At 70.3% G+C, this 11,166-nt stretch carries 11 protein-coding genes; 4 read left to right on the top strand and 7 right to left on the bottom strand.

Annotated features, from left to right (window positions below):
* Nucleotides 1-264: 264 nt before the first annotated feature.
* The gene (locus tag ACFWX1_RS44420) at nt 265-912 is read right to left on the bottom strand and encodes an HAD family hydrolase (RefSeq protein ID WP_378395948.1); all 648 of its coding nucleotides are present in this window, start codon (nt 910-912) and stop codon (nt 265-267) included.
* Between the two features lie 141 nt (nt 913-1,053).
* Here ACFWX1_RS44420 and ACFWX1_RS44415 point away from each other — a divergent pair, with 141 nt between their 5' ends.
* Complete coding sequence (locus tag ACFWX1_RS44415; RefSeq protein ID WP_378395947.1) at nt 1,054-2,982, top strand: N-acetylmuramoyl-L-alanine amidase; 1,929 nt, start codon at nt 1,054-1,056, stop codon at nt 2,980-2,982.
* Between the two features lie 16 nt (nt 2,983-2,998).
* On the opposite strand, the gene ACFWX1_RS44410 is transcribed toward ACFWX1_RS44415, so the two are convergent.
* The 3 genes from ACFWX1_RS44410 to xrtP are packed head-to-tail and all read right to left on the bottom strand — an operon-like array spanning nt 2,999 to nt 5,836.
* The gene (locus ACFWX1_RS44410; protein WP_378395946.1) at nt 2,999-3,874 is read right to left on the bottom strand and encodes an alpha/beta fold hydrolase; all 876 of its coding nucleotides are present in this window, start codon (nt 3,872-3,874) and stop codon (nt 2,999-3,001) included.
* A gap of 43 nt (nt 3,875-3,917) precedes the next feature.
* Nucleotides 3,918-5,303, bottom strand: a complete 1,386-nt coding sequence (locus ACFWX1_RS44405) for a glycosyltransferase (RefSeq protein ID WP_378395945.1) — start codon at nt 5,301-5,303, stop codon at nt 3,918-3,920.
* The gene (gene xrtP, locus ACFWX1_RS44400) at nt 5,300-5,836 is read right to left on the bottom strand and encodes an exosortase P (protein WP_378395944.1); all 537 of its coding nucleotides are present in this window, start codon (nt 5,834-5,836) and stop codon (nt 5,300-5,302) included. Before xrtP ends, ACFWX1_RS44405 begins: the two co-directional genes overlap by 4 nt.
* A gap of 387 nt (nt 5,837-6,223) precedes the next feature.
* Between xrtP and ACFWX1_RS44395 the strand changes: the two genes are divergently transcribed.
* From ACFWX1_RS44395 to wecB, 3 genes are all read left to right on the top strand, one after another.
* Entirely contained in the window at nt 6,224-6,982 is a 759-nt protein-coding gene (locus tag ACFWX1_RS44395) for a choice-of-anchor P family protein (RefSeq protein ID WP_378395943.1), read from the top strand.
* 21 nt (nt 6,983-7,003) lie between these two features.
* Nucleotides 7,004-7,183 carry an LPXTG cell wall anchor domain-containing protein gene (locus tag ACFWX1_RS44390; protein ID WP_378395942.1) on the top strand — a complete coding sequence of 60 codons (180 nt, stop codon included), beginning with the start codon at nt 7,004-7,006 and terminating at the stop codon, nt 7,181-7,183.
* Nucleotides 7,184-7,308: 125 nt separating this feature from the next.
* Complete coding sequence (gene wecB / locus ACFWX1_RS44385) at nt 7,309-8,472, top strand: non-hydrolyzing UDP-N-acetylglucosamine 2-epimerase (RefSeq protein ID WP_378395941.1); 1,164 nt, start codon at nt 7,309-7,311, stop codon at nt 8,470-8,472.
* A 247-nt stretch (nt 8,473-8,719) separates the two neighbouring features.
* Here the strand turns inward: wecB and tsaD are convergent, their stop codons facing one another.
* The 3 genes from tsaD to tsaB are packed head-to-tail and all read right to left on the bottom strand — an operon-like array spanning nt 8,720 to nt 10,919.
* Nucleotides 8,720-9,766: a tRNA (adenosine(37)-N6)-threonylcarbamoyltransferase complex transferase subunit TsaD gene (gene tsaD, locus ACFWX1_RS44380; protein WP_378395940.1), complete on the bottom strand. Its 1,047-nt coding sequence runs from the start codon at nt 9,764-9,766 to the stop codon at nt 8,720-8,722.
* Nucleotides 9,766-10,248 carry a ribosomal protein S18-alanine N-acetyltransferase gene (rimI, locus tag ACFWX1_RS44375; RefSeq protein ID WP_378395939.1) on the bottom strand — a complete coding sequence of 161 codons (483 nt, stop codon included), beginning with the start codon at nt 10,246-10,248 and terminating at the stop codon, nt 9,766-9,768. Before rimI ends, tsaD begins: the two co-directional genes overlap by 1 nt.
* Nucleotides 10,245-10,919 (bottom strand): tRNA (adenosine(37)-N6)-threonylcarbamoyltransferase complex dimerization subunit type 1 TsaB, encoded by a 675-nt coding sequence (gene tsaB, locus ACFWX1_RS44370; RefSeq protein ID WP_378395938.1) that lies wholly within the window; start codon nt 10,917-10,919, stop codon nt 10,245-10,247. Before tsaB ends, rimI begins: the two co-directional genes overlap by 4 nt.
* Between the last annotated feature and the right edge of the window lie 247 nt (nt 10,920-11,166).

Genomic DNA, 11,166 nt, shown 5'->3' with positions numbered 1-11,166 from the left:
ATCTCCTCGGCGCGCTTGCGGAACGCGGGACTGTCGGCGCGCTCCTCGACCGTGCACGGCAGTGACCACGGCTGCCTTGGGGCCGGGACGAGCAGGCGCACGGTGATCGACTCGGGGCGCAACCGGCCGATGCGGATCTTGTCCAGCGGCTCGGTGATCACCCCGTGCAAGTCTTACCGGAGAACGATCGTGACGTCCTGAGCCTCAAAGGTGCGCACTGTGCGGCAAGGTCAGGGCCACCCTCACCATGGGACCGAAGCGCGTTTAGCCCGCTAAACGCAGCTCGGCGAGGTCGGTCACGACGATGTCCGGTGGTGCGGTGAGGGGCTCGGCGGAGGCGAGCGCGATGGTGGCGATGCCGGCGGCCCGCGCGGCTTGGAGTTCGGGAGGTGTGCCGCCGATCAGCACGCACTGGCCCGGTGACGCGCCGACCCCGCGCACGGCGGCGTCGACCAGCGCGGTGCCGGGCAGGAGCAGCGCCGGATCGCCGGACGCGCGGGCGCTGATCCGTTTGACGTCGTACTGCAGGTCGTGCAGCGAGAGGTGGCTTCGCACCGCGTCCACCGACTGGTTGCCCACCGCGGTGACGGTGAATCCGCGCCAGGCGAGTTCGCCGATCAGCTCGACGGAGCCGGGCACGGGACCGGCGACGACCAGCGCCTCGAGTTCCAGCCGGGCCAGTTGCCGGTGGACGGCGTCCGCGGTGTTCGGGCCGCAGCTCGCGGCGTAGGACAGCACGGCGAACGGGTCGCCGGTGGCCGCGACGTCGTCCGGCAGGGCGGCGCCGACCAGCGGTTTCAGCCGGTCCGCCGCGGTCCGCGCCCCTGCGGCGTCGAACACCGTGCAGACGACTCCGTCGAAGCCGACGAAGACGTGGTCCCGGCCGGCCAGCAATTCCGTCACCCCCACCATGCCCTCCACCTTGCCACCGAGTGCGTTCAGCGGGCTAAACGCACTCGGTGGCCTGCCTCTACGCACTCGGGGACTTACTCGGAGCGCGCCGGTCTGGTTAGGTCTTGACCATCGGGTGCCCGACCACTGGGGAGTGCCTCCATGCAGTCACGTATGTCGCGCCGGACCGCCGCCGCGATTGCCGCCACCACACTCCTGACCGGGCTGGCCACCGCAGCCCCGGCTCAGGCCGCCCCCGCCGATCAGCAACGCGAGCACGACTTCGCCGCCGCCGCGAACGAGTTCGGCGTGCCGCTCAACGTCCTGCTCGGCGTCTCCTACCTCGAGTCCCGCTGGGACACCAATCACGGAACACCCAGCACCGCGGCGGGCTACGGCCCGATGCACCTCACGGATCTGCGCTCGGCAGGCACCGGCGGCAGCCATCACGACGAGGGCACCGAGGACCCACGCGGGGACGACGCCCGCCCTGCCCGGCGTCCCAGCGCCCCTGCCCCGGCCAGCCCGCAGCCCAGCCTGCAGACCATCGACACCGCGGCGGCGCTCACGCACACCGACCCCGCGACACTGCGCGCCGATCCGGCAGCCAACGTCCGGGGCGGCGCCGCACTGCTCGCCGACTACCAGCGCAAGCTCGGCGTCCGCAGCGACAATCCGGCGGACTGGTACGGCGCGGTCGCGCGCTACAGCGGCGCCGACGGCACGGCCGCCGCGCAGTCGTTCGCCGACGAGGTCTTCGACACCATCGCCGCCGGGACGTCCCGCACCACCGACGACGGCCAGCGCATCAGCCTGGCCGCCACTCCCGGGCTTGCCCCGGCCCGCGGCCAGCTCGGCGCGCTCGGGCTCCGCGCCGACGCACCGCCGGCGCCTGAGTGTCCGAAGCGGGTCGCGTGCGAGTCGGTCCCCGCGCCCTATCAGCAGCTGCCGGGCGGCACCGACTACGGCAACCACGACATCGCCGACCGGCCCCACGACCAGAAGATCGACCACATCGTCATCCACGACACCGAGGGCTACTGGGACTCGGTGCTCAAGCTGGCCCAGGACCCGGCCTACGTCAGCTGGCACTACACGATCCGCTCCGCGGACGGCCTGATCGCCCAGCACGTGCCGACCAAGGACGTCGCGTGGCACGCGGGCAACTGGTACGTCAACGCGAAGTCCATCGGCGTCGAGCACGAGGGCTTCGCGGCGAAGGGCACTTGGTACACCGAAGCGATGTACCGCGCGTCGGCGAAGCTGGTCGGCTACCTGGCGCGCAAGTACGACATCCCGCTCGACCGCGCGCACATCATCGGCCACGACAACGTTCCGGGCACGACCCCGGCGACGATCAAGGGCATGCACTGGGACCCGGGCCCGTACTGGGACTGGTCGCACTACTTCGACCTGCTCGGCGCGCCGCTGGACGGCTTCGGCAGGCCGGGCTCGCCGCTGGTCACGATCGTCCCGGACTTCGCCACGAACCAGCCCGCGTTCACCGGCTGTGACGGCGCCGGAAAGCCTTGCCCGGCAAGGGGATCCGAGGCGGTCGTGCTGCACACCGAGCCGAGCGACACCGCGCCGCTGCTGCTCGATGCCGGACTGCACCCCGACGGCTCACCGTCCACAATGGACGTCGCCGACGTCGGGAGCAGGGTGGCGACCGGGCAGCGGTACGTCGTCGCCGAAACCCGCGGCGACTGGACGGCGATCTGGTACCTCGGCCAGAAGGGCTGGTTCCACAACCCGCGCGGCGCGCGCACCGCGAAGCCCGCGTTCGGCTTCGCCGTCACGCCGAAACCCGGGATCGCGTCGGTGCCGGTCTATGGACGGGCCTTCCCGGAAGCCTCGGCCTACCCGTCGAACGTGCCGCCGCAGGAGCTGGTGCCGCTGCCCTACACGTTCGCGGCCGGGCAGCGGTACTCCTCGGGCGGGACGGTCGGGTCCGAGTACTTCTCGGCCACGACCTTCGACCCGGCCCAGCACGTCGTGGTCAAGGGCAAGCTCCGGTACGTCCAGATCCAGTTCGGGCACCGGATCGCCTACGTCAAGGCCGACGACGTGCAGGTCCAGCCGGTCTGGTGAGCCTCGCGCGCTGCGTTTAGCCCGCTAAACGCACTCGGGTCAGCAGGTCGCGGAGGATTTCGGGGGCGTGCGTCCAGAGCAGCGCGCCCCCGATGTCCGGGACGACGTGCCGGGTGGCACCGGGGATCCGCGCGGCCAGGGTGACGCCGTTGTCAGGCGAGTGGCTGGTGTCCAGCTCGCCGTACCAGACGTCGACAGCCGTGGTGATCCGCGTGAGGTCGAACGGCCAGCGCCCCATCGCGAGGACGGTGTCCCGCGCGTACCCGGCGCTCCCCTGCTGGAACGCTTCGGCGAGTGCGCAGCGGTACGCGGCGTCGAACGCCGGAGCGGTGTACACGGCGACGTCGACGTCAGGGCTTGACGCCAGGACGTGGTCTCGCATCGCGTCGGCGCTGAAGCCCGCGAAGAAGGCTTCAGCACTGTCGGGGTCCTCGGCGACCTGACGCACCAAGGCCGCTACCGGATCCGGCAGCAAGCCACGGAACTCGGGCGCCGAGACCTCGTCGGCGGCCGACACCAGCGCGAGGGGACCCGCGACGCCTTCGACTACGCAGGCCAACGCGAACGGCGCGCCCTGGGAGTTCCCGACGATCGCGGGCACGCCGAGCCCCCGATCCGCACACAACGCGCCGATGTCCCGGGCAAAGTCGGCAAAGCCACGTCCGGGGTCCGATGTGGACACTCCGAGCCCAGGCCTGTCGACGGACGCCAGCCGGACGCCGAGTTCGCCGACGACGTCGGCGCCGAAGCCGAGCGAGCGGCTGGTCGCCGCGCCGGGAATGAACAGGACCGGCACGCCGTCGGCCGGGCCCCACTCGGCCCAGCCGAGTACCCGGCCATCCGGCAGCGTCGTTTCGCCGAGGCGAGCGGGAGATTCGACAGCTACGTTCACCCGGCAGATCATCGCCGAGTCCACTCCGGACCGCACGCGGGTTTCAGCTGTCCAGTGCGACCTTCACGCCGGTAGCCTGTTCGGTGTTGCGCCGCGTCTTGGCCCAGCCGTTGCGCCCGCGGATCAGCCGGAACAGCGCGCGCCACGACGTGATGTAGAAGGTGTAGATGTAGGCCGCGTAGGCCAGCCCCATCCCGATGCCGCGCAGGATGTTCTTGCTGCGCAAGCATTTCATCTGGTAGATCGGGCCCCAGACGACGAAGGGCAGCAGCCCGAACGAACCGTAGATCGCGAAGAGGATCCAGGCGCCGCCGGTGAACCACGTCCACACCTGCGCCGGATCGCCCGCGGTGCTGATCAGCAGCAGCGCGAACGGGATCGGGTAGAGCAGCGAGCCGATCAGCTGCATCCACGGCTGCGCCAGGTAGTACATCATCTCCGCGGCGCCGAGGGTGCTGACGTGCGGCGAGTCCCAGATCCGCCGCAGATACCGCGCGCACTGCATGGTGCCCTGCCCCCAGCGCGTGCGCTGCACGAGGAAGCGCCGCAGGCTGTACAGACCTTCCTGCGCCACATGGGAATCCGGGGTGAACCCGGTACACCAGCCCGCGGTGAGCAGGTGCACGCCGAGTTCGAAGTCCTCCAGTAGCGAACCGCGCCACGGCTGCTCGTCCTCGCCGGCGATCGAGTCGAGCGCGCTCAGCCTGGTGAACTGGCCGTTGCCGCCCATCGAGATCGTGCCGGTGAAGCCGCGCGAGGTCTGGATCGCCGCGATCGCGGTGCGGAACTCGAGGTCCTGCAACTGCGCGAGCTTGAGCCCGAACGCGCGGGAGAACCACGTCCGGCCCGGCGGGCGGGTAGTCACGTTGCCCATCCGGACGTCGAGCTGGACGGCGCCGATCGTCTCGTCGCCGAAGAGGTGCCCGGCGGCGCACACCTCGAGGCAGTTCGGGGCGGGACGCCCGTCGGCGTCGACCACGACGACCACGACGTCGTCGCGGCACGCGTCCGGCCCCATCCAGTCGTTGAGCGCCTGATACGCGGCGTTGAGCGCGTCACCCTTCCCGGTGCGCGCCTCCGGCCGCATGCGCGGCACCAGATGCAGGTACGGGTCGTAGGCGCCGTTACGCCGCCAAAGCGCGCGGACGACGCGGGCGGTGCGGTCCTCGGAGTCGTCGTCGACGACCCAGACGTGCGCACGCCGGAACGTCGTCCGCAGGTACCGGACGGTCTCGCGGATGACGGTCTGTTCGTCGCGGCAGGGCACGAAGAAGTGCCACACGAAGTCGTCGGGATCGCCCACCGGTGCCGGTTTGCGCCGCAGGTAGGGCACGACGATCACGACGACGTAGACGATGAACGCCACGCTCATCGTCAGCGCGAACGCCTGGGTGATCGCCAGCAGGACCTTCAGTCCGCCGCCGCTCATGACGCGGCGTCCTTGCTCGCCCGTGTCTTGCGGGTCGCGAGCCACACGAAGAGCACGAGCGACACCGCGCCACCGAGGACGCTGACCATCGAGCCGAGCAGTGTGTGCCCCCAGTAGTAACCCTCGTCGGTGCCGAGTCCGAACACGAGCCAGACGATCGTCAGAATGCGCAGCTGGTTGACAAGAAACACCACAACGGCCGCCAGCAACAGTGACAAAAACAGTCGCCTTGCATTCTGCGGCCGGAAATACAACATGACCGAGGTCACCAACAACAACGGCAGCAAGAGAAAAACCGACGAGCATTCCGGAGTCATTCGTAACCCGAACGGAGTATCACTCGACAACCCAAAGTAGACAGTCTCCCGTGCGCCTACGACATGTACACCCGATGAGGTGATGGCCCGCAGGATCAGGCCTGCCAGCTGTACTTCGATTTCGCGGTACAGCCGCTCGGCCAGTACCAGACCCACCCCTGCCGCCAGCACCACGAGGACCGCGATACGCAGCGGAAACCTTGCGGGACTTGACATGGGAGCGCTCGCTACGGCCACAACGATCCTCTCGCTGTCGATGATTGCCGGACGACTGGACGTTCTCGATGAACCCACGGACCCCGGACCGAGCGTAAGCCATTCCGGCGACCGGAGGCCAGCGGGATCCCCTTCACCGGGGAGTCGACTGGGCCTTTCGGCCTCTTGCGCCGGTAACTTGTTAGACCGAGAGAGTGAACGTTCCACCGACCTGGTGAAAAGCTCAGAAAATCCACCCGAACCGGTGATTCGCCAGTTTCTTCTGTGCCATTTTCGCGGGCCCCGGCGATACAGGGTCCGCGTGCCGAATTCTGGAGGCGGTATTCATCCGCGTAGCGGTGCGCCTTGGGAAGACAATCGGAGGATCAGTTGATGAAGAGGCACCTCATGCGACGAAGCGGTCTGCTCGCCGCGGTGGTGGCGAGCATCGCCCTCGTCGGAGCGGCCCCCGCGTACGCGGCGCCCGGCGACGGCTCCGCGTATGGCGTCAAGGTCGATGTGAAGCTCCTCGGCCTGGACGCGGTGAAGGCGGGGCCGCTGGCCGCCGCGAACACCAACGGTCCCGTCCAGAACAGCCTGGCCAAAGTGGATCTGACCGGAATCCTCACCACCGGCGCGATCAACACCGAAGCGAAGCGGGATGACAACTCCGGCGCGGTGACGGCGAAGGCGAGCACCGCCGACGTCGGCCTGCCGCTGCTGCAGAAGGCGCTCGGCACTGTCGGGGTCAAGGCCGTCGAAGCCGTGTGCACCGCGACGCAGAAGGGTGTCGAGGGCAGCACCACGCTGGTCGGCGCCAACCTGGGCCGCGCGGGCGCCGTCGACTCGAAGCCGGCCGCGAACACCCAGCTCAAGGTCGGCCTCGGCCCGCTCAACGTAGCGACGATCATCCTCAACGAGCAGATCAAGAACCCCGATGGAAGCCTCACCGTGAACGGCCTCCACGTGAAGCTGCTCGGCGAGGGGCTCGACGCGCTCGGCTCCGGTGACGTGATCGTGTCCTCGGCGACCTGCGGCCCGGCCGCGCCGCCGATGCCGCTCGCGTCCGGCGCCGGCCTGTGGATCGGCCTCGGCCTGCTCGGCGCCGTCGCGCTCCCCGCGGGCACCTGGATGATCCGCAAGCGGCGCTCGGCCACCGCGGCCTGACCGGAGTGAAGTGAGGCGGAAATGTACAAGATGCCAGGCGCGGGCGTCGGCGTGGCGGGTGGCGGCGTGGGCACGCTGGCCGCCACCGGCGCCGATATCGGGTGGTGGCTCACCGTCGGCGTGATCCTGGTGGTGCTCGGGATCGTCGCGGTGTACGCCGCGTACCGCCGCAACCGGCGGCTCGCCAGGTCGCAGGCCTGACCGGTACGGCCCAGCAGGCGGACGGCGTATGCCCCTCGTACGCCGTCCGCCCGGCCGGACGCGGGTTTTTCCCGGACACTCGAACTCGAGGGTGTCCCGCAAGGCGCAGGAAGGAGCATCGAATCATGGATGTGATGTTGCTGGCCGGGACGCGCCCGGAAGCGGTCAAACTGGCGCCGCTGGCACTGGCGCTGGACGCGCACCCCGGGCTACGGCCGCTGCTGGTGCACAGCGGCCAGCACGAGGGCATGGTCGAGCAGGCACTGGTGCCGTTCGGTGTCGGTGTCGACGCCTGGCTCGATGTGCCGCCGAGGATCACCGGAAGCCAGGCCGAACTCGTCTCGGGCCTGCTCCCGGCCCTCGACGACGCGCTGCGGCGGTTCGCCCCGGCCGCGCTGGTCGTCCAGGGTGACACGACGACGGGCTTGGCGGGCGCGCTCGCCGCGTTCTGGCGGGGGATCCCGGTCGTCCATCTCGAGGCTGGGCTGCGCACCCACGACCTCGCGGCGCCGTTCCCCGAAGAGGGGACGCGCCAGATGATCGCCCGCATCGCCGCGCTGCATCTGGCACCGACCGTCGGCGCCGCGGCCGCACTGCGCGCGGAAGGCGTTGCGCGGCAACAGATCGCGGTAACCGGAAACACCGTGGTGGATGCCGTGCTCGCCATCGCGGCGCGAGACCTGCCGGCGCGTGACACGGCGCTCGCACTGCTGGAAATCGAGATCGCGGAGGCGGGCGAGCGGCTGGTCCTGGTGACGTCGCACCGCCGGGAATCCTGGGGCGAGCCGCTCGCCCGCACGCTCGCGGCCGTCCGGCTGATGGTCGCCGAGCACCCCGACGTCCAGGTGCTGTTCCCCGTGCACCCGAACCCAGTGGTCCGCGAGCAGGTACGGTCCGAATTGGACAGTCTGCCACGGGTGACGATCACCGAACCGCTGGAGTACCCGGATCTGGTGCGTGCGCTGCGGCTGGCGTCACTGGTGCTCACCGACTCCGGCGGGATCCAGGAGGAGGCGCCCACGTTCGGCACGCCGGTGCTGGTGCTGCGCGAGGTGACCGAACGGAGGGAGGCGGTCGAGGCCGGCTGCGCGTGGCTCGTCGGCACCGACACCGCGCTGATCGCGGACACCGCGGCGCGCCTGCTACGCGGTGACCTCCAGCCCGCACAGGTTGGGAATCCTTATGGTGAAGGCAATGCCGCCGAACTCGCGGTGGCGGCCATCTCCGAACTGCTCGGGCTGACGGACGGCACGGTCACCGATCTCGAGGTCGTTCCCACGCACGGCTGAGCGCGGTGGTTCGGGTGGTCTGAGCGGTCGTGTGCCGTCGGTACGGCCGGGGCGAGTGGTCCGTTCGTGCGGTTCGCGGGGCGAGAACGGGCGGTCACAGGTGTCACACCGGTCCCGTTCGCCACTCCTGGGGAGAGCAAGGGACCTTTGCTATCGCTCTACACGCGGTGTATAGCGACGGCGATGCCACGGAAACTCCGTTCGCGCCAAGAATTCCTTGACAGCGGAATCCGCGGCGACGACGGCGTCAGATCGAGACGACCTCCACCGGCAGCGCCGGATTGGCCGAAAAGTCCAGCGCCGCCACGGGCCGCCGGGCGGCGAGGACATGAGCGCCGAGTGCCGCGATCATGGCGCCGTTGTCCGTGCACAGCCTCGGCCGCGGCACCCGCAGTTCGATCCCGGCCTCGGCGCACCGTTCCGCGGCCAGCGCCGAGAGCCGCGAATTCGCCGCCACACCACCGGAAATCACCAAGGTGCCGATGCCCTGCTCCTTCGCCGCCCGGATCGCCTTCGCGGTGAGCACGTCGGCGACGGCTTCCTGGAACGACGCCGCCACGTCGTTGACGGGGATGTCCTCACCCCGACGTTCAGCGCCCTCGACCCACCTCGCCACCGCGGTTTTGAGGCCGGAGAAGGAAAAGTCGAACTTGGCGTCCCGCGGGCCGGTCATCCCGCGCGGGAACGCGATCGCCCGCGGGTCGCCGTTCTTGGCGGCCTTGTCGATCGGCGGACCACCGGGATAGGGCAGGCCGAGCACGCGGGCGACCTTGTCGTACGCCTCACCCGCCGCGTCGTCCACTGTGGACCCGAGTTCGGTGATCTTCGAGGCGATGTCGTCCACCCGCAGCAGCTGCGTGTGCCCACCGGAAACCAGCAACGCCAAGCACGGCACGGGAAGCGGGCCGTGCTGCAGGGTGTCGACGGCGATGTGCCCGGCAAGGTGGTTCACGCCGTAGAGCGGAACGTTCAGCGCCGTGGCGTATGCCTTCGCCGCGGCGGCACCGACGAGCAGCGCGCCCGCGAGGCCAGGGCCCGCCGTGACGGCGATAGCGTCCACATCGGACAGTGAAAGACCTGCCGTGGCGAAAGCCCGTTCCGCGGTCGGGACCATCGCTTCGAGGTGGGCCCGGCTGGCGACCTCGGGCACCACACCGCCGAAGCGCGCGTGCTGTTCCACACTGGAGGCGACCTCGTCGGCGAGCAGCTCGACGGTGCCGTCGTCGTGCAGCCGGACCAGGCCGACGCCCGTCTCGTCGCAAGAGCTCTCGATGCCCATGATGATGCGCGACATCAGCCCGCCACCTCGTCCACTCGTGTCCGCGCCTGGCGGATCATCGTGTAGGCGTCGGCGCCGGAAGGCCGGTAGTAGCGCTTCCGGATGCCGACCCGTTCGAAACCGTGCCGCTCGTAGAGCGCGATGGCCGCATCGTTGTCCGTGCGGACTTCGAGGAAGACAGGCGCGTCCAGTTCGTCGGCACGCTCCAGCAACGCGCGCAGCAACGCCGTGCCGATGCCCTGCCCCTGGGACTCGGGGACGACACCGATGGTGTGCACGCTCGCCTCGTACTCGCCACGCTTGCGGCCGACGACGGCGAGCCCGGCATACCCGACGAGCTCGTCGGAGTCGTCCGGGCGGGCGGCGAGATAGAAGTTCCCGGCGTCGAGTTCGGCCTGGAACGCCCAGGCACTCCACGGATCGTCACCGGGGAAGAGGATCTTCTCGATCTCCACGCAGCGGGCGATGTCCTTGCGGCGTAACGGTTCGAGCCTCATGGCGCGGTCACTCGCTTGCGACCGGCGGGCTCGGCCGCGTCGGGACGACGCAGATAGAGCGGCGTGAGCGCGGCGGGCGGCTCCCCCGCGAGCAAGCTCTCCCGGGCGGCTTTGACGAGTCCGGCAGGCGACGGGAAACGGGGCCCGATGGGCTGGACGCCGAGTGTGTCGGCGTACAGCGCCGCGCCATCGCCTGCGGCGACCTTCGTGGTGACGTCGAGTTCGGCCGGGCGCTGGACATGCGGACCGTCCGCCCGCGTGCCGTCGGCGTCGTAGCGCGCCCAGTACACCTCGCGGCGGCGGGCGTCGGTGAGTACGAGGAACGGACTGTCCCCGGTGACGTCCGCGGCGATGGCGTCGAGGCTGCACACCGGGTACGCCGGGACGCCGAGCGCATGGGCGAGGGCGGCGGCGGTGGCCATCCCGGCACGCAGGCCGGTGAAGGGGCCGGGGCCGACGCCGCACACGATCGCGTCGAGGTCCTTGAGCGTGATCCCCGCGGCCTCGGCGGCGGCCAGGGCGTGCGGGGTGATCAGCTCGCCGTGGGCCCGCGGATCGATGGTGACCCGCTCGGCGCGAGTGGTCACCTCGGCGTCGTCCGCCGCCGCGTCCACGGCGACGACGCCCGCGGTGACCGCCGGGGTCGAAGTATCGATCGCCAGTACCAACACGGTGTCCCAGCCTACGACCCCCGCCCCGACGTGCAGTTAGCGGGCTAAACGCGGCGCTTAGGCACGCTAACGATCGCGGCGAGCCCGTCGGCCGCAGGTCCAGGCCCGCGACGCCATCAGCCTCCCGACGAGCCCGCCGGAGCGCGGGTTTGGGGGGGAAACCGCGCCGGGGCCGGGGGGGGAACAGGGGGCAGCCGGGGGCCCCGGGTTGGGGGGGCGGGGGGGAGTGGATGCGGGCGGCCGAACC

The organism is Amycolatopsis sp. NPDC059021 (assembly GCF_042739895.1).
Classification (GTDB): Bacteria; Actinomycetota; Actinomycetes; order Mycobacteriales; family Pseudonocardiaceae; genus Amycolatopsis.
Note: the sequence above shows the minus strand (reverse complement) of the source record. Positions and strands in the feature narration are given on the sequence as shown.

Bases quoted from the DNA above. Each gene is read 5' to 3' on its own strand.
- ACFWX1_RS44390 (WP_378395942.1), top strand. From the start codon at position 7,004: ATGTACAAGATGCCAGGCGCGGGCGTCGGCGTGGCGGGTGGCGGCGTG.
- ACFWX1_RS44395 (WP_378395943.1), top strand. From the start codon at position 6,224: ATGCGACGAAGCGGTCTGCTCGCCGCGGTGGTGGCGAGCATCGCCCTC.
- xrtP (WP_378395944.1), bottom strand. From the start codon at position 5,836: ATGTCAAGTCCCGCAAGGTTTCCGCTGCGTATCGCGGTCCTCGTGGTG.
- ACFWX1_RS44415 (WP_378395947.1), top strand. From the start codon at position 1,054: ATGCAGTCACGTATGTCGCGCCGGACCGCCGCCGCGATTGCCGCCACC.
- tsaD (WP_378395940.1), bottom strand. From the start codon at position 9,766: ATGTCGCGCATCATCATGGGCATCGAGAGCTCTTGCGACGAGACGGGC.
- ACFWX1_RS44420 (WP_378395948.1), bottom strand. From the start codon at position 912: ATGGTGGGGGTGACGGAATTGCTGGCCGGCCGGGACCACGTCTTCGTC.
- wecB (WP_378395941.1), top strand. From the start codon at position 7,309: ATGGATGTGATGTTGCTGGCCGGGACGCGCCCGGAAGCGGTCAAACTG.
- ACFWX1_RS44405 (WP_378395945.1), bottom strand. From the start codon at position 5,303: ATGAGCGGCGGCGGACTGAAGGTCCTGCTGGCGATCACCCAGGCGTTC.
- rimI (WP_378395939.1), bottom strand. From the start codon at position 10,248: ATGAGGCTCGAACCGTTACGCCGCAAGGACATCGCCCGCTGCGTGGAG.